The organism is Streptomyces sp. NBC_01439 (genome assembly GCF_036227605.1).
Classification (GTDB): domain Bacteria; phylum Actinomycetota; class Actinomycetes; order Streptomycetales; family Streptomycetaceae; genus Streptomyces.
In genome coordinates, this window is the sequence record NZ_CP109487.1 from 5,798,840 (window position 1) to 5,822,500 (window position 23,661).

21 protein-coding genes (1 of these 21 running past the window's edge) are annotated in these 23,661 nt (G+C 73.0%); 14 read left to right on the forward strand and 7 right to left on the reverse strand.

Annotation, left to right across the window (positions count from 1 at the left end; all coding sequences use genetic code 11):
• Nucleotides 1-80: 80 nt before the first annotated feature.
• The gene (locus tag OG207_RS26200; protein ID WP_329101402.1) at nt 81-830 is read right to left on the reverse strand and encodes a TIGR03089 family protein; all 750 of its coding nucleotides are present in this window, start codon (nt 828-830) and stop codon (nt 81-83) included.
• A 139-nt stretch (nt 831-969) separates the two neighbouring features.
• Between OG207_RS26200 and OG207_RS26205 the strand changes: the two genes are divergently transcribed.
• Both OG207_RS26205 and OG207_RS26210 read left to right on the forward strand, forming a co-directional pair.
• Nucleotides 970-2,355 (forward strand): peptidoglycan recognition protein family protein, encoded by a 1,386-nt coding sequence (locus OG207_RS26205; RefSeq protein ID WP_329101404.1) that lies wholly within the window; start codon nt 970-972, stop codon nt 2,353-2,355.
• A gap of 171 nt (nt 2,356-2,526) precedes the next feature.
• On the forward strand, nt 2,527-3,528 hold the full coding sequence (locus OG207_RS26210) for a DNA-3-methyladenine glycosylase family protein (protein WP_329101406.1): 1,002 nt from the start codon (nt 2,527-2,529) through the stop codon (nt 3,526-3,528).
• Between the two features lie 164 nt (nt 3,529-3,692).
• Here OG207_RS26210 and OG207_RS26215 read toward each other — a convergent pair whose 3' ends face one another.
• From OG207_RS26215 to OG207_RS26225, 3 genes are all read right to left on the reverse strand, one after another.
• Nucleotides 3,693-4,991: a coenzyme F420-0:L-glutamate ligase gene (locus tag OG207_RS26215; protein ID WP_329101409.1), complete on the reverse strand. Its 1,299-nt coding sequence runs from the start codon at nt 4,989-4,991 to the stop codon at nt 3,693-3,695.
• Complete coding sequence (gene cofD / locus OG207_RS26220; protein WP_329101411.1) at nt 4,988-5,947, reverse strand: 2-phospho-L-lactate transferase; 960 nt, start codon at nt 5,945-5,947, stop codon at nt 4,988-4,990. Before cofD ends, OG207_RS26215 begins: the two co-directional genes overlap by 4 nt.
• Before the next feature lie 129 nt (nt 5,948-6,076).
• Nucleotides 6,077-6,625, reverse strand: coding sequence for a cysteine dioxygenase (locus tag OG207_RS26225; RefSeq protein WP_329101413.1), 549 nt, complete (start codon nt 6,623-6,625; stop codon nt 6,077-6,079).
• A 629-nt stretch (nt 6,626-7,254) separates the two neighbouring features.
• Here OG207_RS26225 and OG207_RS26230 point away from each other — a divergent pair.
• The 3 genes from OG207_RS26230 (at nt 7,255) to OG207_RS26240 (ending at nt 12,924) form a co-directional block, all read left to right on the forward strand.
• Nucleotides 7,255-7,518, forward strand: a complete 264-nt coding sequence (locus tag OG207_RS26230) for a WhiB family transcriptional regulator (RefSeq protein WP_003983763.1) — start codon at nt 7,255-7,257, stop codon at nt 7,516-7,518.
• A 274-nt stretch (nt 7,519-7,792) separates the two neighbouring features.
• A complete protein-coding gene (locus OG207_RS26235; protein WP_329101415.1) occupies nt 7,793-11,446 on the forward strand; it encodes a glycosyltransferase family 2 protein in 3,654 nt (1,217 codons plus the stop codon).
• Nucleotides 11,443-12,924: a DUF5719 family protein gene (locus OG207_RS26240; RefSeq protein WP_329101417.1), complete on the forward strand. Its 1,482-nt coding sequence runs from the start codon at nt 11,443-11,445 to the stop codon at nt 12,922-12,924. The genes OG207_RS26235 and OG207_RS26240 overlap by 4 nt, the downstream gene beginning before the upstream one ends.
• Nucleotides 12,925-12,975: 51 nt before the next feature.
• On the opposite strand, the gene OG207_RS26245 is transcribed toward OG207_RS26240, so the two are convergent.
• Nucleotides 12,976-13,455: a metallopeptidase family protein gene (locus OG207_RS26245; RefSeq protein ID WP_443072738.1), complete on the reverse strand. Its 480-nt coding sequence runs from the start codon at nt 13,453-13,455 to the stop codon at nt 12,976-12,978.
• Nucleotides 13,456-13,545: 90 nt separating this feature from the next.
• On the opposite strand from OG207_RS26245, the gene OG207_RS26250 reads away from it, so the two are divergent.
• The 6 genes from OG207_RS26250 (at nt 13,546) to OG207_RS26275 (ending at nt 19,189) form a co-directional block, all read left to right on the forward strand.
• Nucleotides 13,546-13,920 (forward strand): DUF3499 domain-containing protein, encoded by a 375-nt coding sequence (locus OG207_RS26250; protein ID WP_266595834.1) that lies wholly within the window; start codon nt 13,546-13,548, stop codon nt 13,918-13,920.
• A 79-nt stretch (nt 13,921-13,999) separates the two neighbouring features.
• Complete coding sequence (locus OG207_RS26255; RefSeq protein ID WP_329101421.1) at nt 14,000-15,376, forward strand: phosphomannomutase/phosphoglucomutase; 1,377 nt, start codon at nt 14,000-14,002, stop codon at nt 15,374-15,376.
• A 219-nt stretch (nt 15,377-15,595) separates the two neighbouring features.
• Nucleotides 15,596-15,781: a Trm112 family protein gene (locus OG207_RS26260; RefSeq protein WP_327385137.1), complete on the forward strand. Its 186-nt coding sequence runs from the start codon at nt 15,596-15,598 to the stop codon at nt 15,779-15,781.
• Nucleotides 15,782-15,863: 82 nt separating this feature from the next.
• A complete protein-coding gene (locus OG207_RS26265; RefSeq protein ID WP_329101423.1) occupies nt 15,864-16,997 on the forward strand; it encodes an SIS domain-containing protein in 1,134 nt (377 codons plus the stop codon).
• Between the two features lie 37 nt (nt 16,998-17,034).
• A complete protein-coding gene (gene manA / locus OG207_RS26270) occupies nt 17,035-18,192 on the forward strand; it encodes a mannose-6-phosphate isomerase, class I (protein ID WP_329101425.1) in 1,158 nt (385 codons plus the stop codon).
• 73 nt (nt 18,193-18,265) lie between these two features.
• Entirely contained in the window at nt 18,266-19,189 is a 924-nt protein-coding gene (locus OG207_RS26275; protein WP_329101427.1) for a cation diffusion facilitator family transporter, read from the forward strand.
• A gap of 84 nt (nt 19,190-19,273) precedes the next feature.
• Here the strand turns inward: OG207_RS26275 and lepB are convergent, their stop codons facing one another.
• The gene (gene lepB, locus OG207_RS26280; protein ID WP_329101429.1) at nt 19,274-19,954 is read right to left on the reverse strand and encodes a signal peptidase I; all 681 of its coding nucleotides are present in this window, start codon (nt 19,952-19,954) and stop codon (nt 19,274-19,276) included.
• A 380-nt stretch (nt 19,955-20,334) separates the two neighbouring features.
• On the opposite strand from lepB, the gene ahcY reads away from it, so the two are divergent.
• Both ahcY and OG207_RS26290 read left to right on the forward strand, forming a co-directional pair.
• A complete protein-coding gene (ahcY, locus tag OG207_RS26285) occupies nt 20,335-21,771 on the forward strand; it encodes an adenosylhomocysteinase (RefSeq protein ID WP_329101431.1) in 1,437 nt (478 codons plus the stop codon).
• A 99-nt stretch (nt 21,772-21,870) separates the two neighbouring features.
• Nucleotides 21,871-22,491 carry a hypothetical protein gene (locus OG207_RS26290; RefSeq protein WP_329101432.1) on the forward strand — a complete coding sequence of 207 codons (621 nt, stop codon included), beginning with the start codon at nt 21,871-21,873 and terminating at the stop codon, nt 22,489-22,491.
• 4 nt (nt 22,492-22,495) lie between these two features.
• Here the strand turns inward: OG207_RS26290 and OG207_RS26295 are convergent, their stop codons facing one another.
• Nucleotides 22,496-23,389 carry an RDD family protein gene (locus OG207_RS26295; protein WP_329101435.1) on the reverse strand — a complete coding sequence of 298 codons (894 nt, stop codon included), beginning with the start codon at nt 23,387-23,389 and terminating at the stop codon, nt 22,496-22,498.
• 116 nt (nt 23,390-23,505) lie between these two features.
• On the opposite strand from OG207_RS26295, the gene OG207_RS26300 reads away from it, so the two are divergent.
• Nucleotides 23,506-23,661 carry the 5' portion of a stage II sporulation protein M gene (locus OG207_RS26300; RefSeq protein WP_329101436.1) on the forward strand. The gene runs 852 nt beyond the window's last position, so the window shows 156 of its 1,008 coding nt (coding positions 1-156); its start codon is at nt 23,506-23,508; its stop codon lies beyond the right edge, outside the window.

Here is a 23,661-nt window from a genome sequence, read left to right on the forward strand (position 1 = left end):
GGCTCGTCAAGGGCCGTTCGGGTGACAAATCGCCCGCACCTGCCCTCCACCAGTGTGGGCGACGGGCCTCCGGGCGGCGATCAGACGGTGTGGGTGACGCGCTCGCTCTCGCTGCGCTGCGCCAGCCCGTCCGCCGGGAGTCGGTCCAGGTTCCGGCACAGCACCACGGACCCGCCCGCGGCCAGCGCGGCGTAGAGTCCGGCCGAGAGCCCGTCCCAGGTGTCGTAGCCGAGCCCGGTCAGCACCCGCGAGCCCTCGCCGAGGCCGAGCTTCGCCGCGTCCTCGCGGGCGCGGGCCACCAGCGCCGTGTGCGTGAGCTCCTCGCCGCCGACGACCAGCGCCGGGCCATCGGGATCCACCGGCACGAAGGGCGCGAAGCGGTCTCCCTGCCCCGGCACCTCCACCGCGTAGTCGGCGAACCCGGCCGGCGGCTGCGGGAACCGTCCGCCGAGCGGCCGCAGCGCGAGCGCGACCCGCTCACCGCCGCACGCCAGGGCCTCCTCCAGGGTGTCCGGCCCGCTGACGACGAGGTCCGCACCGGCCGGGTCCCCGCCCACCTCGACGACGACCCCCACGGAGGCGCAGGCGAGCAGCCACACGGCGCTCTGCCAGTGCGCCGGGAGCATCAGCGCGAGCCGGTCCCCGGGCTCGGCCCCCAGGTCGCCCTGGAGCAGATTGGCGGTCTTGGCCACCCAATTGGCGAAGGTCGCGACGGACAATTCGACGCGTTCGCCGGTGGCATCGTCGTAGAAGGTGACGAGCGGGCGGCCCGGATCGGCGGCGAGCGCGGATCGCAGCAGGTCGGCAGGGGTGCGGTCAGTGGCGTTCACCCGGCACAGCGTACGCGGGCCCGTCCCTCGTACGGGGGCCGTCGGCTCCTCCGTACGGGGTAGGGGTATCCGCGGCGGGCCGGACGGGGCGTCAGTTCTCGGATGGCGCCCGGCGATCCGCGTGCTCACCATCCTTTTCATGCGTGGATTCCTTGCTTCCTCGATCGGCGTCGCGACGGCCGCCGTACTGACCCTGCCCCTCGCGCTGCCCACCCCCGCCCTGGCCGAGACCGCCCCCGCAACCCCCGCCGGGTCCACCCAATCGCTGCCGCTCGTCCCGCTGGGACCCTCGGCGACGCGGGCGCCCGGAGTCCCCGGAACGAGCGCCTCCCCGGGCCGCCCCGAGACGCAGGGCCTGACCGCACGCGAGGTGAAGACGTTCTCGCTGGTCGGCGTGGTCTGGGACGACGCGGCCACCGAACTGCACGGCCGGGTCCAGGTGCGGACCCGCTCCACCCGGACCGCCACCTGGTCGGACTGGCAGGACGTGGAAACCCACAACGGCGAGCACGCCGCCGACCCCGACGCGGCGGAACGCGGTGCGCGCCCGATCCGCGGCGCCACCGCCCCGCTGTGGGTGGGCGAGTCCGACGCCGTGGAGATCCGCGTCCAGGCCGAATCCGGCGCCCCGACCACCCGCGCCCCCTCCCGACTGCCCACGGGCATGCGGATTGAGCTCGTCGACCCGGGCGCGGAACCCCCCGCCACGGGCTCCGACGGCAAGAACACCGGCCCCGGCGACGGCAAGGGCGAGGTGGCGGTGCCCGCCATGACGATGGAGACGGCGGAGTCCTCCGCGGCGAACGTCCCGCACGCCTCGCTCGGCGCGAACGAGATCACCGCACTCGACAAGGCCGACTCCACCGCCGACGCGATCTTCGCGAGCGACGGCGAACTGGCCGCGGCGGCCGCCCCGTACATCGGCCCGCGCCCGCGGATCGTCACCCGCAAGGGCTGGGGCGCGAACGAGAGCCTGCGCGAGCCCGGCTTCGTCTACACCAGCACGGTCAAGGCGGCCTTCGTCCACCACAGCGCCTCCGGCAACAACTACGCCTGCAAGGACGCTCCCGCGGTCCTGCGCAGCCTGTACCGCTACCACGTGATCAGCAACGGCTGGCGGGACTTCGGCTACAACTTCGCCGTCGACAAGTGCGGCACGGTCTACGAGGGCCGCGCGGGCGGCGTCTCCAAGGCGGTCCTCGGCGCGCACACCATGGGCTTCAACACCAACAGCATGGGCGTCGCGGTGCTGGGCACCTTCACCTCCACGACCCCGCCGGCGGCGGTGGTCAACTCGGTCGCCCGCCTCACGGCCTGGAAGCTCGGCCTCTTCGGCCGGGACCCGCGCGCGAAGACCAACCTGACGTCGGGCGGGGGCAACCGCTACCCCAAGGGCAGGAGCGTGTCGATGAACGTCATCTCCGGCCACCGGGACGGCTTCGCCACCCAGTGCCCGGGCACGAAGCTCTACGGCAAGCTCGGCGCCGCCCGCACGGCCTCGGCGAAGCTCCAGGGCCGCCCGTAGCCTCCGACGGTCCGCAGGGTTCCTGGGCGCGGCGCCGTTGCCGGGGCTCGGCCCCACACCCCCTACGGCGCTCCGCGCGGGGTCCGGGGCGGAGCCCCGGTCTTTCGGCCGCGCCGGCGTTCGGGGCGGAGCTCCGGGGGAGATGCGGCCGGGCCGGGCTACGCTCGACACATGGCCGGCCGCTTCGATCCCCTCACCCGCGCCGCGGTCCGCGGCGGCCGCACCGACGTACCCGCGGGCCGGGGCGCCGCCGCCGGCTCCGGGGCCCGGGAACGCCACTGGATCCCCGACGGCCCCGTAGACCTCGGCCTCACCCTCGGCCCGCTCCGCCGCGGCCCCGCCGACCCCACCTTCCGCACCACCCCCGACGGCTCGCTCTGGCGCACCGGCCGCACCCCGCAGGGCCCGGCCACCCTCCGCGTGTCCCGCGCGGGTGAACAGGTGCACGCCGAGGCCTGGGGCCCCGGCGCCGACTGGTTCCTCGAGCAACTGCCCGCACTCCTCGGGGCGGGCGACGACCCCGCCGCCTTCGTGCCCCGCCACCGCCTCGTGTACGCCAGCCACCGCCGCCGTCCGGGCCTGCGCCTCACCCGCACCGGCCTGGTCCTCGAATCCCTGATCCCCACGGTCCTGGAGCAGAAGGTCACCGCCGACGAGGCCTACCGCGCCTGGCGCCGCCTGGTCCGGCAGTACGGCGAGCCCGCCCCGGGCCCGGCCGGCGGACCGGACCTGTACGTCGTGCCCGCGCCGCGCACCTGGGCCGTGGTCCCCTCCTGGGACTGGCACCGGGCCGGGGTCGACGCCAAGCGTTCCGCCACGATCGTGCGGGCGGCCCGCGTGGCGAACCGCCTGGAGGAAGCGGCCGCGATGGACCTGCCCGAGGCCGTACGGAGGCTGGAGGCCGTACCCGGCATCGGCCCGTGGACCTCCGCCGAGACCCTCCAGCGCAGCAACGGCCACCCCGACGCGATCACCACCGGCGACCTCCACCTGCCCGGCATCGTCGGCTACGCCCTCGCGGGCGACCGCGACGCAGACGACGCCGCCATGCTGGAGCTCCTCGCTCCGTACGCAGGACAGCGCCACCGCGCGGCCCGCCTCGTCCTCCTCGCGGGCCGCACCCCGCCCCGCCGCGCGCCCCGCATGCCGCGCGGCGACATCGGCCGCTTCTGAGCCCTGCCGTCAGGCGCCCCCGCCGGCCCGCGGGCCGGACACCCCGGCCGGCGCGGGCTGGCGGGCACGGTGGCGGCGAGGGGCCGGGACCGCCCGGCGCCCGGACGGCGGCCGCGGACCGGGCCCAGCAGGGCATGGGCGGCCCGGCGGGCCCGCCGCAGGCGTCACCGCACCTGGACGAAGTCCGCCGCGGACCGCGCCGGCCGCTCCGCCGGGACCGCCGCCGGGTGCCCCACGGCCACCGTTCCCATCGGGTCCCACTCCTGCGGCAGCTCCAGCACCTCCCGCACCACGTCCCGGCAGAACATCGTCGAGGACACCCACGCCGACCCCAGCCGCTCCCCGGCCAGCGCGACCAGCAGGTTCTGTACGCCCGCGCCCATCGCGACCACGAACATCTCCCGCTCCGCCGTGTCCCGCCGGGCGTGCCCGTAGTGGTGCGCGCCGTCCGTCACCAGACACGGCACCACCAGGTACGGGGCCGCCCGCAGCACCTCCCCGCGCCGCACCCGCTTCGCCACGGACTCCTCGGACTTGCCGTCGGAGCGCAGGTCCGCGATCCACGCGTCCCGCATCGCGTCGAGCAGCCGCACCCGGGAGGCTTCGGACTCCAGCAGGACGAACCGCCACGGCGTCGTGTGGTGGGGGGCCGGGGCCGTCACGGCCGCCGCCACCGCCCGCCGCACCGCGCCCGGGTCCACCGGCTCCGCCGTGAAGGCCCGTACCGTACGGCGCTGCGTCACGGCTTCCCGTACCGCCTCCGAGGTCCCCAGCCGGAACATGTCGTCGGCCGACGGGCGCACCAGGTCGCGGGCCGAGGAGCCCTCGCCCAGGACGTGCGCCAGCCCGCGCACGACGGCCACCGGCAGCCCGGCCGCCTTGCCCTTGACCAGGTCACCGGCGGCTGCCAGCTCGTCCGCGGTCGCCACCACCGTGGCGCTCAGCGGATTGCCGTGCGCGTCCGTGCCGCCGCGCAGGTCGTCCAGGACCCGCACACCGGCCGAGCCGATCGCCACGTCCGTCAGCCCGTTGCGCCACGGCCGCCCGAAGGTGTCCGTCACGACCACGCCCACGTCCACGGACAGGGTGTCGCGCACGCCGGCGCGGATCGCGGCGGCCGAGCCGTCCGGGTCCTCGGGGAGGAGCAGCACCGTGCCGGGGGCGGTGTTGGAGGCGTCCACGCCGGCCGCGGCCATCACCAGGCCCTGCCGGTTCTCGACGATCCGCAGCGGACCCCGGCGCGCGACGACCCGTACGGTCTCGGCGTCTATCGCGGCCTCGCGCGAGTCGGCCTCCACGATCCGGCCCTCGGCCTTGGAGACGATCTTCGAGGTGACCAGCAGGACGTCCCCGTCGCGCAGGTCGGGGGCGGCCGTCGTGATCAGCTTCGCCAGGTCGTCGCCCGGCCTGACCTCCGGGATCCCGTCGACGGCCCGCACCTCGTACGCGGGCGCACGCGTCACCGGGAGGCCTCCGCCAGCTCCAGCGCGGCGCGGGCCATCTCCGCGGTGGCCTCCACATCGGTCATCATCAGCGGCACCGCGCGGCAGGTGATCCCGGCGGCCTCGACCTCGGCGACGGCGTCCGCGTCCGAGGTGTCCACGAGCCAGCCGTCCAGCAGCCCGGTCCCGTAGTGCAGGGCGACCGCGGCGGCGGTGGACTCGACGCCGACCGCGGCGAGCACTTTGTCGGCCATCCCGCGCACGGGCGCGCCACCGACGATGGGGGAGAGGCCCACGACGGGCGCCGAGGCGGAGGCCACGGCGTCCCGGATGCCGGGGACGGCGAGGATCGTGCCGACCGAGACCACGGGGTTCGACGGCGGGAAGATGATCACGTCGGCGGCGGCGATGGCCTCCAGTACGCCCGGGGCGGGCTTGGCCTGCTCGGCGCCCACGGGTACGACGGCTTCGGCGTCCACCGAGGCGCGCAGCCGGACCCAGTACTCCTGGAAGTGGATGACGCGGCGCTCGCCGGTGCCGGCCTCGGTGATCGCGACGTGGGTCTCGACCCGGTCGTCGGACATAGGCAGCAGCCGGACGCCGGGCTGCCAGCGGTCGCAGAGGGCCTCGGTGACGGCGCTCAGCGGGTAGCCCGCGCCGAGCATCTGCGTACGCACGATGTGCGTGGCGAAGTCGCGGTCGCCGAGGCCGAACCAGGTGGGCCCGACCCCGTACGCCGCGAGTTCCTCCTTGACGGTGAAGGACTCGTCGGTGCGACCCCAGCCCTGGTCCTCGTTGATGCCACCGCCGAGGGTGTACATCACCGTGTCCAGGTCGGGGCAGACCTTGAGCCCGAAGAGGTGAATGTCGTCACCGGTGTTGCCGATGACCGTGATGTCCGCGTCGGGCACTGCCGACTTGAGTCCGGACAGGAACCGGGCGCCGCCTATACCGCCGGCCAGAACAACAATGCGCATGCAGACAGTCTGTCAGCCGGAGGCTGTCGTCGAGGGGTGGTGGTCGGGCGGCGGGTGGGACTGTCAGCCGGAGGCTGTCGTCGAGGGGTGGTGGTCGGGCGGCGGGTGGGAGTGGCAGGCCGGTCGACGTCAGGCGGGGACGGACGCGGATTCGGCCGGGGAGCAGCTGTGCATCGGCATCTCGGTCAGACCGGGGAAGTAGACGTGCAGGCTGACCGCGCCGTCGAGGGTGTCGTTGATGACCTCGTGGGCGTAGCCGGGGGCGAAGACGCGCTGGGTGCCCGGGCGGTGGGCGGTGCGGCCGCGGGGGGTGTGCTCGGTGAGCTCGCCCTCCAGGACGGTCATGACACCGGAGGAGGCGCCGTGGTCGTGGAGGCCGCTGCCCTGGCCGGGGACCCAGCTGAGCAGCCAGACCTCGTAACCGGGGCCGGTGCGCAGCCGGTGGTACCAGCGGGTGGTGGCGTCGTACTCGACCAGGTGCTCCCAGGAGGCGCGGTCCTCGGCGATGGAGCGGGCGAGCCCGGCGAACTCGGCGACGGTGGCCGGGTGTTCGCGGGCGGGCTGCAGGAGGTGCTGGACGGCGAGGATGTCGCCGGCGATCTGGAGGTCGCTCTCGACCGTGGCGGAAGCGACGGGAGCGGCGGGAGCGACGGGGGTGGTGCTGTTCGTGCTGTTCATCGTGGGGGGTACCTCGACGGATGTCAGTCGTGCTGGCGGTTGCTGCGGGGGCGGGCCGGAGCTCTGGGGAGCCGGGGCTCCGCGAGCATCAACAGCTGCAACAGCAACAGCGAACCTGGGCAGCGCACAGGAACCCACGAATGGGGGTCCGGGTGGTGGCTGCGGGCGCTGACATGCAAACAAGGAGAACGGCTCGGGGGCCTGACTGTCAACCCAATGTCCGGTTTGGTGTAAAAGTTTCACCTCATCCGGTTGCTGCACCCGGAGAAAGGTTTGTGCAGTGTGCGGCAGGGGATGGGGCGCTGTGTCGGCTCTCAAACCAGATCCCGACTTCCGTGACCTGAATGTGATCTGCGCCGCTTCTCCCGCCGGATCGCAACCCCGTTCGGAGGTGGCACGTGGAATAGGGGTAAAGGCGGCACCCTGTGACGCCGGTGGCATGTGTCACGATTTTTGGCGATATGAACACTTTCTGCATAGGCTTGGTTCCGCAGAGTGAATAAGGGGCCCAATAGCAGATCTCGGCTTGACTGCCCCGGAGCCACGCACTTGTAATTTCACTCGTGTCGTTACGTAGCAATCAGTGACGACATCGTCACGGGGACGCACAGACAGAGCGAGGGGCGCACATGACCGAGCTGTTTCAGGAACTGCTGGTCGAGGAGGCGGACGAAGAGCTCGGGTGGCAGGAGCGCGCTCTGTGCGCCCAGACCGACCCCGAGTCCTTCTTTCCCGAGAAGGGCGGCTCCACCCGCGAGGCCAAGAAGGTCTGCCTCGCCTGCGAAGTCCGCTCCGAATGCCTTGAGTACGCCCTCGCCAACGACGAGCGATTCGGCATCTGGGGCGGTCTGTCCGAGCGGGAACGCCGCCGCCTGAAAAAGGCAGCGGTCTGAAACGGCCGACGCACCACTGGTCAGGCACCCACCACACATCGCACTCCATATCGAACGCACCACAGCACGTACGACAGAGCGCAGTTCGACGCATGACGATCAACGCGCCGAACGGGACGACGAGCGCGACGCACAGCACGGCACACGGTCCGCCTCCTGCACCTTCCCCGCAGGAGGCGGACCGCTGTCGTGGCAGCCGTTAGGGTGGGGCGCTGTCCAGCAGCCTCCGAGGGCACACCACCCCCGGACCCCCGGCCGGAGGGCCCGTACCGCGATGTCCCTGCACAGCCAGTCGACGGCCTCCTACCAGGCCCCAGCCACACCCGAGTTCCCCCGGCACGTCGTCACCGCGGTCCTCGTCGCCCATGACGGCGCCCGCTGGCTGCCCCGGACACTCGCCGGCCTCCTCGGCCAGGAACGCCCCGCGCAGAACCACGTCGCCGCCGACACCGGCAGCTCCGACGACTCCGCGCGCCTGCTCACCGAAGCCCTCGGCGACGACCGCGTCCTGCACCTCGCCCGCCGCACCGGCTTCGGCACCGCGGTCGACGAATCCGCACGCTCCGCGGGCACCCTGACCCCCGAGGACCTCCCGTACCTCAAGCGCCCCAGCGGCTGGGACCCCGTCAGCCGCACCTGGCGCGACGACACGTACGACCTACCCGACCTCCCCCACGGCGAACCCGTCCAGTGGCTCTGGCTCCTGCACGACGACAGCGCCCCCGAACCCGACGCCCTCACCGAACTGCTCCGCGTCGCCGAGGACAACCCCGACGCCGCCGTCATCGGCCCCAAACTGCGCGGCTGGTACGACAAGAAGCAGCTCCTCGAAGCCGGCGTCACCATCGCCCGCAGCGGCCGCCGCTGGACCGGCCTCGACCGTCGGGAACAGGACCAGGGCCAGCACGACCAGGTCCGCCCCGTCCTCTCCGTCTCCACCGCCGGCATGCTGGTCCGCCGCGACGTCTACGACGAGCTCGGCGGCTTCGACCGGCGGCTGCCCCTGATGCGCGACGACGTCGACCTGTGCTGGCGCGCCCAGAGCGCCGGCCACACCGTCCTCGTCGCCCCCGACGCCGTCCTGCGGCACGCCGAGGCCGCCGCCCGCGAACGCCGCACCGTCGACTGCGCCGGACGCACCGCGGCCGGCCCGCACCGCGTCGACAAGGCCGGCGCCGTCTACACGATCCTCGCCAACAGTTCCGGCCGCGCCCTGCCGTACGTCCTGCTGCGCGTCCTGTTCGGCACCGTGCTGCGCACCCTCGCCTACCTCATCGGCAAGGCCCCCGGCCAGGCCGTAGACGAACTCACCGGCCTCCTCGCCACCCTGCTCCGCCCCGGCCGGCTCCTCGCCGCCCGCAAGGCCCGCCGCCGCCCCGCCGTCCCCGCCGCCGAACTGCGCCCGCTCTTCCCCCCGCCGGGAGCCTCCCTGCGGGCCAACGCGGAACAGCTCGCCGGCTACTTCGGCGGCGACCGCGACACCGCCACCGCCCCCGCGGGCCGACACGGCGGCGGCAGCGTCCTCGACGCCCCCCGCGAGGACGGCGACTACCTGCTGGAGACCGAGCGCTTCGCCCGCCTCAAGCGGCTCGCCCGCAACCCCGCGCCCCTCCTCCTCGCCCTCCTGGCCGTCGTCTCCCTCGCCGCCTGCCGCGCCCTGATCAGCGGCGGCTCCCTCATGGGCGGCGCCCTGCTGCCCGCCCCCGGCAGCGGCTCCGAGCTCTGGGGCGCCTACACCGACGGCTGGCACGCCGTCGGCACCGGCTCCACCGCCTCCGCACCGCCCTACCTCGCCGTCCTCGGCACCCTCGCCACCCTGCTGTTCGGATCCACCCAGGCCGCCCTGACCCTGCTCCTCGTCGGATCCGTCCCGCTCGCCGGCCTCACCGCCTACTTCGCCTCCCGGCCGCTCGTCGAATCCCGGCTGCTGCGCGCCTGGGCGGCCATCGCCTACGCCTTCCTCCCGGCCGTGACCGGAGCCCTCGCCGGCGGCCGCCTCGGCACCGCCGCCCTCGCCGTCCTGCTCCCCCTCCTCGCCCGCGCCGCCGTCGCCGCCTTCGACCTCGCCGACGGTGCGCAGGCCACCGACCGGCGGGGCGGCCGGCGCGCGGTGTGGACGTACACGCTGCTGCTCACCCTCACCACCGCCTTCACCCCCGTCGTATGGCCGCTGGCCGCCGTCCTCGGAACCGCCGCGCTGGTGCTGCGCCGCGCGCACTGGAAGGCGTACGGCCTGCGGCTGCTCGCCACCCTCGCCGTCCCGCTCGTCGTGCTTGCCCCCTGGTCACTGGGGTTGTTCACCCACCCCGGCCGCCTCCTGCAGGAGGCCGGACTGCCCTTCGGAGCCGGCTCCGCCGATGCCCTGGGCCTGCTCACGATCAGCCCCGGCGGCCCCGGCACCGGCGCCGGAGCGGTGCTCATCGGCATCGTCCTGGCCGCCCTGGCCGCCCTGCTGCGCACCGACCGCTCCTTCGCCGTCCGGACCGCCTGGGCCGCCGCCCTGGCCGGACTGCTCCTCGCCGTCGTCCTCAACCGCACCGCCTGGGCCGGCCCCGCCACCCTCGTCTACGGGCTCGCCCTGCTCGCGGCCGCCGTGCTCGGCGCCGACGGGGCCAGGGAACGCGTCGCCGCCCGCAGCTTCGGCTGGCGCCAGCCGCTGGCGGCCCTCATCGCCCTGGCCGCCGCCGCGGGACCCCTGGTCGCCGCCGCCACCTGGATGTTCGCCGGCGCCGACGGCCCGCTGCAGCGCCGCGACCCCGTACAGGTCCCGGCCTTCGTCGCGGACGCGGGCGACGACGACAACCAGACCCGCACCCTGATCCTCGACCTCGCCCCGCCCGCGACCGTCTCCTACAGCCTCGTCCGCGGCTCCGGAGGCCGCATCGGCGACGCGGACGTCACCGCCCGCACCGGCGCGGACACCCGACTCGACAAGGTCGTCTCCAACCTCGTCGCCGGCTCCGGAGCCGACCAGTCGAGCCAGCTCAGCGCCTACGCCATCCGCTTCGTGATGTTCCGCCCCGGCGGCCCCGAGGAGATCCGCCGCATCCTCGACGCCACCCCGGGCCTCAGCCGTCGTCACCAGCAGGACGGCACCGCCCTGTGGGGCGTCGAACCCTGGCTGCCGCGCGCGGTCGTCGTCTCCGGCAAGCAGGGCGAGGCCCCGATCCCGGTCGCCGCCGGACCCGTCGAGGTCCACAGCAAGATCCCCGCCGGTGACGCGGGCCGCGTGCTGCGCATCGCCGACCGGGCCGACGAAGGCTGGCGGGCCACCCTCGACGGCAAGCCCCTCAAGTCCAAGACCCTCGACGGCTGGGCGCAGGGCTTCGAACTGCCCGCCGACGGCGGCCGCCTCGACCTCGTCCACGAGGACCCGCTGCTGCGGACCGCCTGGTACTGGGCCCAGGGCCTCCTCGCCCTGGTCCTGCTGGTGATGGCCCTGCCCGGCCGCCGCGCGGAACTCGACGACGACCTGCCGGAGGAGGAGGCCGCGCTCCCGGACGGGCCCGGCCCGGGCGAGACCGGCGAGGGCCGCCGCGCCCGCCGGTTGCGCGCGGAAGCCGAACCGGCCCCCGTACCGGTGGAGACCGCGGCGGTCGCCGACCCGTACGCGCAGATCCCGGCGCAGCCGTCGTACGGCGACGACGGCTACGCGTACCAGGCGTACGGCGACCAGGGCGGCTACGCGTACGAGCCGCAGCAGCAGGCCCCGTACGACCAGTACCCGCAGTACGAGCAGCAGGGCGGTCAGGGCGGGCAGGGCGGTCAGGCCTACGAGGACCCGTACCCGCAGCAGCCCCGGCACCAGCCGGTCCAGGACCCGGACCAGCAGCAGTACACCTACCCGTACGAGCCGTACCAGCCGTACGAACCCCCATACCCCCACGCACCGCACGACCAGCGTCCGGACGGGAGCCCCCAGCAGTGAAGCAGCGCGCACCCCTGACGCTGGCGGCGGTGACCGCGGCCCTGGCCGCCCTCACCGGCGTCGCAGCCCTGACCGCGCCCGCAGCCGACGGGAAGGCCGCCGACGGCAAGCCGGCCGCCGCCCGGATGCCGGTGGAACGGTCCCTGCTGGTGTGCCCGGGGCCCAGCTCCTCGGACATCGCCGAGACCACGTACACGTCCTTCACCCCCGGCGCGGCCGCCGGCGAGGGCAAGGGCTCGGCCCGGCTGCTCGGCGCGACCAAGGACGCCAAGCCGGTGCTGGAACCCAAGGAGGCGGGCAAGCCCGTCGGGGCCACCGCCAGCGGCGCCGACGCACCCGCCCTCACCGGCAGCGCCGACGGGGCCCTCGCCCCCGGCTGGACCGCGCAGCTGACCACCAAGGTCTCGGTCGGCCGGACCCGCGGCGTGCTCGGCGTCGGCTGCACCGCCCCCGGCACCGACTTCTGGTTCCCCGCGGTGAGCACGGTCAAGGGGCGCGAGGACTACGTCCACCTCACCAACCCCGACGACGCCGCGGCCATCGTCGACATCAAGGTGTTCGGCCCGGACGGTCCGGCCAAGCCCGACGCGGGCACCAGCGAGAGCATCCGGGTGGACCCCAAGTCCACCAAGACCGTCCTGCTGTCCACCCTGGTCCCGGGAGCCCAGCTCGCGGACGCCACCGCCCACGTGACCACGCGCGCCGGCCGGGTGGGCGCATCGGTGCAGGTCGGCGAGGAGGGGGTGGGCGCCGACTGGCTGCCGGCCTCCGTCGACCCGGCCGGCTCGCTCGTACTGCCGGGCATCCCGGCGGACGCCGCCGCCGTGAAACTGGTCGTCTTCGTACCGGGCGAGGAGGACGCGGACCTGAAGCTGCGCCTGGCCGCACCCGGCGGCTCGATCAGCCCGGCGGGCAACGAGCAACTGCACGTCAAAGCCGGTATGACGGCGTCCGCGGACCTCAAGGACCTGACCCGCGGCGAGGCCGGCTCGCTGCTGCTGACCCCGTCCGACCCCAAGAAGTCCGCCCCCGTCGTCGCGGCACTACGGGTGGTCCGCGGCAGCGGCGCCAAGCAGGAGATCGGCTTCATCCCCGCCACCGGACCGGTCGGATCACGCGCGACCGTGGCCGACAACCGGCCCGAGGAGAACACCACCGTGCTGTCCCTGACCGCCCCGGGAGCCGACGCGAAGGTCAAGGTCACCGCCTCGCCGGGCACGGGTGGCGGCGAGGCGGCTTCCAAGGACGTCGATGTCAAGGCGGGCACCACGCAGACGCTCGTCCTGGCTCCGGCGGGCGGCAAGGGCTCCTACGCCCTCACCGTCGAGACCGTCTCGGGCGGCCCGGTCCACGCGTCCCGCACCCTGTCCCTCCCGCACGAGGGCATCGCGATGTTCACCGTCCAGGGGCTCTCGGACGACCGCTCCACGGTCTCGGTCCCCAAGGCCGCCCAGGACCTCTCCGTCCTGACCAGATGAGGACCGCATGACGACCGGATGACGCAGCACCCCCGGTACGCGACGGCCGGCTCAGTCCTGGCCGTACCGGGGGTCCACCGTCTCCGGCGAGAGCCCCAGCAGTTCCGCCACCTGCTCCACCACGATCTCGTGGACCAGCATCGCCCTCTCGTCCCGCGTCTTGGCGCGGATCTCCACCGGCCGCCGGAAGACCACGATCCGGGCGGGCCGCCCCTCGCGCGACTCCGACACCGCGCCCAGCGGCACCGCCTCGTCGTTCCAGCCGCCGTCCGGACCGCCCGGCGGCCCCGGCACGTCACTGATCAGGAACTCCACCTCGGCCAGCTGCGGCCAGCGCCGCTCCAGCCGCTCCACGGAATCCCGTACGAGATCCCCGAACAGCTCCGACCGGCTCGCCGCCAGCGGCACCTGAGGAGGGGCCACCGGACCGCGCATCCCCCGCCCGTGCCGGTCCCGCCGACGCGGGCGGGGCTCGGTTCCGGCCCCTGCGGGAGGCTCGGCGGGGCAGGGCGGAAGAGGGGTGTCGGTCACCCCCGCAGGGTAGCCCCGAGCACGACACGGGGGAGTGAGCGGCGGTGGAGTCGTCGCGGCCCGGTCAAGAGTGCGGTACCGTCCAACGTCGTGAGCCTTGTACGTCGCTGTTCGCGCACCGCGTGCGGCCGCCCTGCCGTCGCGACACTGACGTACGTCTACGCCGATTCGACCGCAGTTCTCGGCCCGCTCGCCACCTACGCCGAACCCCACTGCTACGACCTGTGCGCCGAGCACTCGGAGCGCCTGACCGCCCCGCGGGGCTGGGACGTCGTGCGCCTGTCCGACGGCTCCGGGCCGTCCCGCCCCAGCGGTGACGACCTCGAAGCCCTCGCCAACGCCGTGCGCGAAGCCGCCCGGCCGCCGGGACGCACCGCCGAGGCCGGCGGCCCCGGCCAGGGCGGCCCGTCCACCGGCGAGACCCGTCGTGGACACCTGCGCGTCCTGAGATCGCCCGATTCCTGACGCTCCGGCGGTCTCAAGCGCTGCCCCTGGTTCAGGGTAGGTTTTGCTGAACCGCACAGGACCTTCAGGAGGGCAGGCAGTGGCCGCAGATCTTTCGAACATCGTCAAGGCGTATGACGTGCGTGGCGTCGTGCCGGACGAGTGGGACGAGTCCCTGGCCGAGCTGTTCGGTGCCGCGTTCGTCGAGGTCGTGGGGGCGGCGGTGGGGGCGATCGTGATCGGTCATGACATGCGTCCGTCGTCGCCGGGTCTGTCGGCTGCGTTCGCGCGGGGTGCGGCGGCGCGGGGTGTGGACGTCACGTTGATCGGGTTGTGTTCGACGGATCAGCTGTACTACGCGTCGGGTTCGCTCGGTCTGCCGGGTGCGATGTTCACGGCGTCGCACAATCCGGCGCAGTACAACGGCATCAAGTTGTGTCGTGCGGGTGCGGCTCCGGTGGGTCAGGACACGGGTCTGTCGCAGATCCGTGCGTTGGTGGAGAAGTGGTCCGACGAGGGCGCGCCCGCGATCCCCGGGGGCACCGTCCCCGGCACGATCACGGAGCAGGACACCCTCACCGGTTATGCCGCGCACCTGAAGGGTCTGGTGGACCTGGGGTCGATCCGGCCGTTGAAGGTCGTGGTGGATGCGGGCAACGGCATGGGCGGTCACACGGTCCCGACGGTGTTCGAGGGTCTGCCGTTGGACGTGGTGCCGATGTACTTCGAGTTGGACGGGACGTTCCCGAACCACGAGGCGAACCCGTTGGACCCGAAGAACATCGTGGACTTGCAGGCCCGTGTTCTGGCGGAGGGTGCGGATCTGGGGATCGCGTTCGACGGTGATGCGGACCGTTGCTTCATCGTGGACGAGCGGGGTGTGGGTGTGTCGCCGTCGGCGATCACGGCGTTGGTCGCGGCGCGTGAGCTGGCCCGCAACGGCGGCACCGGCACGGTGATCCACAACCTGATCACTTCCTGGTCCGTCCCGGAGGTCGTCCGCGAGAACGGTGGCACCCCCGTCCGTACCCGCGTCGGTCATTCCTTCATCAAGGAGGAGATGGCGAAGACGGGTGCGATCTTCGGTGGTGAGCATTCTGCGCACTACTACTTCAAGGACTTCTGGAACGCGGACACGGGCATGTTGGCGGCGTTGCACGTGCTGGCGGCGTTGGGTGGTCAGGACGGTCCGTTGTCGGCGTTGGTGGCCTCCTACGACCGGTACGCGGGTTCGGGGGAGATCAATTCCACGGTGGGTGATCAGGCGGCCCGTCTGGCGGCGGTGAAGGAGACGTACGGCAACGTCGAGGGTGTCGAGCTGGACGAGCTCGATGGTCTGACGGTGACGGCGGAGGACTGGTGGTTCAACGTCCGTGCTTCCAACACCGAACCGTTGCTGCGGTTGAACGTGGAGGCCCGTGACGAGGCCACCCTGGCCAAGGTCCGCGACGAGGCCCTCGCCCTCATCCGCGCCTGACCGTTTTGAGCCCCGCCGGCGTTTGAGGCGCACACGGGGCTGCACCTGGGAGCCGGGCTCCGCCCAATCAAGCCCCGCCGGCGTTCGAGGCGCGGGGTCCGGGCGGAGCCCGGGGCCCGGCTCCGGGCCCGGTCCGACCCGCCCGCACGACACCGCACCGCCGCGAACTCGGCGGTACGCTGACCTCGCCCCACCCACATGCCCGAAGGGAAACGCCCCATGCCGCTCGAAGCCGGCCTCCTGCAGATCCTGGCCTGCCCCGCCTGCCACTCACCCCTCGAGGACAAGTCGGCCGACGAGACGACCCCCGAGCTGATCTGCACCGGCCAGGACTGCGGCCTCGCGTACCCGGTCCGCGACGGCATCCCCGTGCTCCTCGTGGACGAGGCCCGCCGCCCCGCCTGACCCCTGCGGCGCCGCACAGGCACACGCAGACGCTGAGACCGATTCCGCCACCCTGGATCCGTCAACACCGCCGGAGGCCGCCATGCTCGACGAGTCGCTCCTCGACGCACCGGACGATCTCGCCCGCGTCGACCGCCGGGGCCTGCTCCGCGGTGCGGCCGAGGCCGGAGCCAGAGTCCGTACCGCCGCCCGGCACGCGACCGAGGCCGGTCTCGCCGAGCTGCGCCCCGACGGCCGCCCGCGCTCCGTCCTGATCGCCGGGCCCGGCACCGCCGCCACCGGCGTCGCCGACCTGCTCGGCGCCCTCGCCGGAGCCTCCGCGCCCGTCATCCGGTTGGATCCCACCGGCGTCGCCCACGCGGCCGGCGCGCTGCGCTGGGCCCTGCCCGGCTGGGCCGGACCCGTCGACCTGCTGCTCCTCGCCACCACCGACGGCACCGAGCCCGGGCTCGCCGTCCTCGCCGAGCAGGCGTACCGGCGCGGCTGCACCGTCGTCGCCGTCGCCCCCGAGCGCTCACCGCTGAGCGAGGCGGTGGACGGCGCGCACGGGCTCCTCGTACCGATGGCCAAGGCCCCGTACCAGGAGTACGACGAGTCCGCCGCGGCCGGACCCGGCGCCCTGTGGGCCCTGCTGACGCCGCTGCTGCTGCTCCTCGACAAGGTCGGCCTGATCACCGCCGCCCCCGACACCCTGCAGCTCGTCGCCGACCGGCTCGACCGAACGGCCGAACGCTGCGGGCCCGCCATCGCCACGTACTCCAACCCGGCCAAGACCCTCGCCGCCGAGCTGGCCGACTCCCTCCCGCTCATCTGGAGCGAGGGCACCGGCGCCGCCCCCGCGGGCCGCCGCTTCGCCGCCACCCTGGCCGAACTCGCCGGCCGCCCCGCACTGGCCGCCGTGCTTCCGGAGGCCCTGCCCGCCCACGGCATCCTGCTCGCCGGATCCTTCGCCGCCGGAGCCGACCCCGACGACTTCTTCCGTGACCGGGTCGAAGAGCCCCAGGCCCTTCGCGCCCGCGTCGTCCTGCTGCGCGACCGGCCCGCCGGCGGCCTCACCGCCGCCCCCGCCGCACGAGAACTCGCCCACAGCCACGACACGGCGATCAGCGAGCTCGAACCGGAGGAGGGCGTCGAACTGGAGCAGCTCGCCGAACTCCTCGCCGTCACGGATTTCGCCACCGCCTACCTGGCGTTGGCTTCCGGCGGACACAGCTGAGGCGCTGAAGTACCCAGCTCTATCCAGGAAGACGACGATGGACCGCCTGACGAACACGATCCGCCCCTACGCCTGGGGATCCACCACGGCCCTCCCCGCGCTCCTCGGTGTCGAACCCACCGGTGAGCCCCAGGCCGAGATGTGGATGGGAGCCCACCCGGGCGCCCCCTCCCACATCGACCGGGGAGCGGGCGAGCGGGCGCTCTCGGACGTCATCGCCGCCGATCCCGAAGGCGAGCTGGGCGCTGCCACCGTCGCCAAGTTCGGCCCCCGACTGCCCTTCCTGTTCAAGATCCTCGCCGCCGGCGCCCCGCTCTCCCTCCAGGTCCATCCCGACCTGCTCCAGGCCCGGGCGGGCTTCGAGGACGAGGAGCGCCGCGGGGTCCCGATCGACGCGGACCACCGCAACTACAAGGACCCCAACCACAAGCCCGAAATGATCTGCGCGCTCACCGCGTTCGACGGGCTGTGCGGCTTCCGCCCGCCGTCGGAGGCCGCGGACCTCCTCGAGGGCCTGGAGGTGGACAGCCTCAAGCCGTACGTGGACCTGCTGCGCGCGCACCCCGAAGAGGCCGCCCTGCGCGAAATGCTGACGGCCGTACTGACCGCGGACCGCGCCGAAATGGCCCACACCGTGCACGAGGTCGCCGCCGCCGTCACCCGACTCGGCGGCCGCTACACCCCGTACGCCACGCTGGTCCACCATTTCCCGGGCGACCCGGGGGTCATCGCGGCGATGCTGCTCAACCACGTCCGACTCCAGCCCGGCGAGGCGATGTTCCTCGGCGCCGGCGTCCCGCACGCCTACATCGACGGCCTCGGCGTCGAGTTGCTGGCCAACTCGGACAACGTGCTGCGCGCCGGGCTCACTCCCAAGCACGTGGACGTGCCCGAGCTGCTGAAGATCGCGAAGTTCGAGCCGGGCGACCCGAACCTGCTGCGCCCCGAGGGCGACGACGAGGAGGTCTACGAGACCCCCATCGACGAGTTCCGGCTCTCCCGCTTCCTCCTCGCGCCCGGCGGCGCCTCCCGCGCGCTCCCGCACGACACCCCGCAGATCCTGCTCTGCACGGCCGGCTCCCCGCGGGCCGGCGAACTGGCCCTGACTCCCGGCGAGTCGGTCTTCGTACCGGCGGGCGAAAAGGTCGAACTGTCTGGAAGCGGGACGATCTTTCGTGCCACCGTGGTGGTCTGACGCCGCGCCCCCGCCCACCGGCTGCAACAATGTGCGGCCGGTAGTCAGTGGCTAGGAAGGACACCCTGAACCCATGAGCGCGTCGGGCGGTACCAAGGCGATCGTGGCGGCACTCGCCGCCAACCTCGCCATCGCTGTAGCCAAATTCGTGGCGTTCCTCTTCAGCGGATCCTCGTCGATGCTCGCGGAAAGCGTCCACTCGGTGGCCGACTCCGGCAACCAGGGGCTGTTGCTCCTCGGAGGCAAGAAGGCGCAGCGCGAGGCGACGCCGCAGCACCCCTTCGGGTACGGGCGCGAGCGCTACATCTACGCCTTCCTGGTCTCCATCGTGCTCTTCACCGTCGGTGGCATGTTCGCCATCTACGAGGGCTACGAGAAGATCCACGACCCGCACGAGATCAAGAACTGGTACTGGCCCGTCGGCGTCCTCGTCTTCGCGATCATCGCGGAGTCCTTCTCCTTCCGCACCGCGATCAAGGAGTCGAACGAGATCCGGGGCAAGCAGACCTGGACCCAGTTCGTCCGGCGGGCCAAGGCCCCCGAACTGCCCGTCGTCCTCCTGGAGGACTTCGGCGCGCTCGTCGGCCTGGTGCTGGCCCTCGGCGGCGTCGGCCTCGCCCTGCTGACCGGCAACGGGGTCTGGGACGGCATCGGCACCCTGTGCATCGGCATCCTGCTCATCGTCATCGCGATCGTCCTGGCCGCGGAGACCAAGTCCCTGCTGCTCGGCGAGGCCGCCGGCATCGAGGAAGTCGAGAAGATCAAGGCCGCGGTGGTCGACGGGGACGTTGTCACCCGCGTGATCCACATGCGCACCCTGCACCTAGGCCCGGAGGAGCTGCTGGTCGCCGCCAAGATCGCGGTCGAGGGCAACGACACCGCGACCGAGGTGGCCGACGCGATCAACGCCGCCGAGGCCCGCATCCGCGAGGCGGTCCCGATCGCCCGCGTGATCTACCTGGAGCCGGACATCTACCGCCCGGAAGCCGCCAAGTAGCACCGAGCGGCCACCGAGCCGCCCTGAACGCCCGAAGGCCCCCGCGAGCAGCAGCCCGCGGGGGCCTTCCGTCTCCGTCGTCGCCTACGGCTCGTCGACGTGTACGGCGCCCCAGACGGGCCCCGCCGGTACCGGCTGCTTCTTCCGCCGCGCCACGAGCGCGGCGATGCCCAGCCCGATCCCCACGGGCAGGGCCAGCGTTCCGACGCTCGACGCGGCACCGAGGGCCAGCATCAGTCCGTTCTCCTCGGGGACCTGCACCCCGGTCACGGCCGACACCGGCAGCGTGCCCTGCTGGAGCTGCGCGTAGTAGCGGGAGTCCGCGGAGTTGCCGCGGTTGTCACCCAAGATGAAGACCCGGCCCTGTGGCACCGAGACGGCGAAGGCAAGACCCGGAGCCCCGGGAGCGTTGTCCAGTACGTAGGGTTCTTCGAGCGGCTGCCCGTTCAGGGTCAGGGCGGCGTCCCCCTTCACGTAGGCAATGTGGTCGCCCCCCACCGCCACCACGCGCCCGATGTTCGGCCCCGGCCCCTCCCACCCGACGGGGTCGTAGGTGACGACGTCACCGCGGCGCACCTCGGACGGATCCCTCTTCACCATGACCAGCTCCCCGGTGGGCAGCGTGGGCAGCATGGCGCCGCCCTCATAGCTGTGCACTTTGAACTGACTGAACATGAGCGCGATCGCACCGACGTTCAGTCCGACACCCACGATCAGCAGGGCGATCGCCCATATGCCCCGCTTGCGCCCAGGTCTGTTCTTCATGACTCCGAAACCCCTCCCACCAGTGCGAACGGCCGGAAGAATACGGTCTGGCCGAAACCGCGCGGCGACTGGGTCCCGGCCACCGGATCATGCCCGGTACCCCCAGGTCGACGCCCCGTCAGGAGCGGCCAGCAACCCCTGCCGGGGCCGGTTCCCGTGAATCAGCACCCGGCTTCTTCCCCGTCCGACTGGGGCTCGCCGCGCCGACCGGTGTAGATTCGTGCCCAGTGTCAGGCGTCGCTGCTGATGGCGGGTCGGGCGGTCCCTGCGACCGGCCGAGGGGAGAGAGGACCCCCGACGGACTGTGCTCGGTGTCCCGTCCCCAGGACGGCGCACGGCCCAGCCGTACCCACCCTCTCGAACCATGAGGAGCAGCACCCATGGACTTCAAGGTCGCAGACCTCTCCCTTGCCGCGTTCGGCCGCAAGGAGATCACCCTGGCCGAGCACGAGATGCCGGGTCTGATGTCGATCCGCGCCGAGTACGCGCAGGCCCAGCCCCTGGCCGGCGCCCGCATCACCGGCTCGCTGCACATGACGGTGCAGACCGCCGTACTCATCGAGACCCTCGTCGCCCTCGGCGCCGACGTCCGCTGGGCCTCCTGCAACATCTTCTCCACCCAGGACCACGCGGCCGCCGCCATCGCGGTGGGCCCGAACGGCACCCCGGAGAACCCGCAGGGCGTCCCCGTCTTCGCCTGGAAGGGCGAGACGCTGGAGGAGTACTGGTGGTGCACGGAGCAGGCGCTGACCTGGCCGAACACCCCCACCGGCGGCCCGAACATGATCCTCGACGACGGTGGTGACGCCACCCTCCTCGTCCACAAGGGCGTCGAGTTCGAGAAGGCCGGCTCGGCCCCGGACCCGTCGACGGCGGACTCCGAGGAGTACGCACACATCCTCACCCTGCTCAACCGCACCCTCGGTGAGGCCCCGCAGAAGTGGACGCAGCTCGCGTCCGAGATCCGCGGCGTGACGGAGGAGACCACCACCGGTGTCCACCGCCTCTACGAGATGATGTCCGAGGGCACCCTGCTGTTCCCGGCGATCAACGTGAACGACGCCGTCACCAAGTCGAAGTTCGACAACAAGTACGGCTGCCGCCACTCCCTGATCGACGGCATCAACCGCGCCACCGACGTCCTCATCGGCGGCAAGGTCGCGGTCGTCTTCGGCTACGGCGACGTCGGCAAGGGCTGCGCCGAGTCCCTCCGCGGCCAGGGCGCCCGCGTCATCGTCACCGAGATCGACCCGATCTGCGCGCTGCAGGCGGCGATGGACGGATACCAGGTCGCCACCCTCGACGACGTCGTCGAGACGGCCGACATCTTCATCACGACCACCGGCAACAAGGACATCATCATGGCCACCGACATGGCCAAGATGAAGCACCAGGCCATCGTGGGCAACATCGGCCACTTCGACAACGAGATCGACATGGCCGGCCTCGCGAAGGTCGACGGCATCGTCAAGGACGAGGTCAAGCCCCAGGTCCACACCTGGACGTTCCCCGACGGCAAGGTCCTGATCGTCCTCTCCGAGGGCCGCCTGCTGAACCTCGGCAACGCGACCGGCCACCCGTCCTTCGTGATGTCGAACTCGTTCGCGGACCAGACCCTGGCCCAGATCGAGCTCTTCACCAAGCCGGAGGAGTACCCGACCGAGGTCTACGTGCTCCCGAAGCACCTCGACGAGAAGGTCGCCCGCCTCCACCTCGACGCCCTCGGCGTCCGCCTCACCACCCTGCGCCCGGAGCAGGCCGCGTACATCGGCGTCCAGGTCGAGGGCCCGTACAAGCCGGACCACTACCGCTACTGATCACCCACTGATCAACCGCGGACGTACCTGAAGCAGGCCCCCGGCACATGTGCCGGGGGCCTGCCCCGTATCCCCTCCGATCCGAAGAAGTGTGCGCACATGCCCCGCGGCCGCTACTCGCTCCACGACCCGCACGACCACACCCCGCTCGGCGAGGAGCACTTCCACTGCGCGCCCGGGCCCTCCGGCTGGCGCTACGTCTCCCAGCTCACCGGCCCGGACGGGGACCACCGCGGTTCCGTCGACCTGGCGATCGACGAGCTGGGCCGCCCCATCCGCATGGAGGTCAACGCCGCGAGCTGGCAGGTGCGCGGCGCCGCCATCGACGGCGTCACCTGGGTCCGTACCGACCCCACCGGCACCGAGGCCACCGAGGGCAACATCGCCGCCCCCGGCTTCACCGGCACCTCCCCGGCCTTCCTCGTCGCGACGGCCCGGCTGCTGCGCCTGACCCCCGGCGCCCCCGCCACCCGCGTCCGGCTCCTGGCCCTCACCGACCCGGTCCTGGCACCCCGTACGGTCGACCAGGCCTGGGCCCTCGTAGCCCGCCAGGAACACCCCACGGACAGCGGCCCGCTGCTGGTGGACGAGTACCGGGTCAGCGCCCTGGACACGGGCGAGGTCCACACGATCCACATCGCCGGGGACGTGGTGCTGTCGGCCCCCGGGATCGAACTCGAACACCTGGAGACGCCGCCCTCGGCCTTCGAGGAAGAGTGACCCCTCAGGCGGGCGGCGCGAACCCGCCGGCGCGCGGAGCCGCTACGGGCGCCGCCGGTGCCGCGGGCGCGGGAGCCGCGTAGGGGACCGGCGCCACGACGGGCACCGGACCCGGTACCGGGGCGGGCCCGGGGCCAGGACCCGCGGCGGCCGGCCGGAACGCCCGGGCGGCGTCCCGCGACTGCCGCTCGTGCACCACGGCCATCAGGAACGCGGCGGCCGGCACCCCGGCCGGCGGCGGCGCCCCCGTACGCGCCACCAGATCGTCCGCGAGCCGCACCGCCATCGCGGCGCCCACCTGCGGATCCAACTGGTTCATCCGCGTCAGGTACTGGCGGATCGCCAACCAGAGCCCGTCCGGCACCGCCGACAGGTCCAGCCCGGTGAACCGCCCGGCCAGCCACGGCGGCGGCGGAGGCACCGGCATCACCCGGGTTCCCGGCACCCGCTCCCGGACCACCAGCGTCCCCGCGAACACGTCCCCGAGCCGCCGCCCGCGCGCCGACACCAGCGAGGCGATGCATGCGATCGACCCGAAGGCCAGCAACAGCTCCACGACCCCCATGGCCCCGCGCACCAGGGCGTGCCGGAACCGGATCGGCCCGCCGTCGTCCCGGACGACCCGCAGCCCGCAGGCGAGCTTGCCGAGCGAACGCCCGTGGGACAGCGTCTCCACCGCGATCGGCACGCCCACCAGGAACAGCAGGAAGCTCGCCACCGCGACGGCAGCCTGGGCGGCGTCGTCCAGCGAGGCGGTGGCCATGGCCAGCCCGGCGGAGATGAGCACGTATCCGGTGACGTACACGGCCAGATCCAGGAGGATCGCCAGCCCGCGGCTCGGTAGCCGCGCGGGCCTGAGCCCCAGGACGACCGCGTCCCCCGTCACCAGATCGCTCACCACAGCACCTCTCATGTGACCTACCCCCCCGCCCCTAAGGCCTCCAGTCTGCCAAGCTGACCACACTAGGAATAGGCAGTGGCCAGGGGACCTGGGACAGGGGAGCGGCAAACCGGATGGATCTCGACGTCTTCGTGACCGCACACCGTGCGGAGTGGGAACGCCTGGAGCAGCTCCTGGGCAGGGGCCGCAAGCTCACCGGCGACGAGGCCGACGAACTCGTCGCGCTCTACCAACGCACCTCCACCCACCTCTCCCAGATCCAGTCCAGC

Coding starts and splice junctions, on each gene's coding strand:
- OG207_RS26225 (WP_329101413.1), bottom strand. CDS start 6,625: ATGAACAGCACGAACAGCACCACCCCCGTCGCTCCCGCCGCTCCCGTC.
- OG207_RS26265 (WP_329101423.1), top strand. CDS start 15,864: ATGCTCGACGAGTCGCTCCTCGACGCACCGGACGATCTCGCCCGCGTC.
- lepB (WP_329101429.1), bottom strand. CDS start 19,954: ATGAAGAACAGACCTGGGCGCAAGCGGGGCATATGGGCGATCGCCCTG.
- OG207_RS26275 (WP_329101427.1), top strand. CDS start 18,266: ATGAGCGCGTCGGGCGGTACCAAGGCGATCGTGGCGGCACTCGCCGCC.
- OG207_RS26235 (WP_329101415.1), top strand. CDS start 7,793: ATGTCCCTGCACAGCCAGTCGACGGCCTCCTACCAGGCCCCAGCCACA.
- manA (WP_329101425.1), top strand. CDS start 17,035: ATGGACCGCCTGACGAACACGATCCGCCCCTACGCCTGGGGATCCACC.
- OG207_RS26260 (WP_327385137.1), top strand. CDS start 15,596: ATGCCGCTCGAAGCCGGCCTCCTGCAGATCCTGGCCTGCCCCGCCTGC.
- OG207_RS26205 (WP_329101404.1), top strand. CDS start 970: ATGCGTGGATTCCTTGCTTCCTCGATCGGCGTCGCGACGGCCGCCGTA.
- ahcY (WP_329101431.1), top strand. CDS start 20,335: ATGGACTTCAAGGTCGCAGACCTCTCCCTTGCCGCGTTCGGCCGCAAG.
- cofD (WP_329101411.1), bottom strand. CDS start 5,947: ATGCGCATTGTTGTTCTGGCCGGCGGTATAGGCGGCGCCCGGTTCCTG.
- OG207_RS26210 (WP_329101406.1), top strand. CDS start 2,527: ATGGCCGGCCGCTTCGATCCCCTCACCCGCGCCGCGGTCCGCGGCGGC.
- OG207_RS26290 (WP_329101432.1), top strand. CDS start 21,871: ATGCCCCGCGGCCGCTACTCGCTCCACGACCCGCACGACCACACCCCG.
- OG207_RS26230 (WP_003983763.1), top strand. CDS start 7,255: ATGACCGAGCTGTTTCAGGAACTGCTGGTCGAGGAGGCGGACGAAGAG.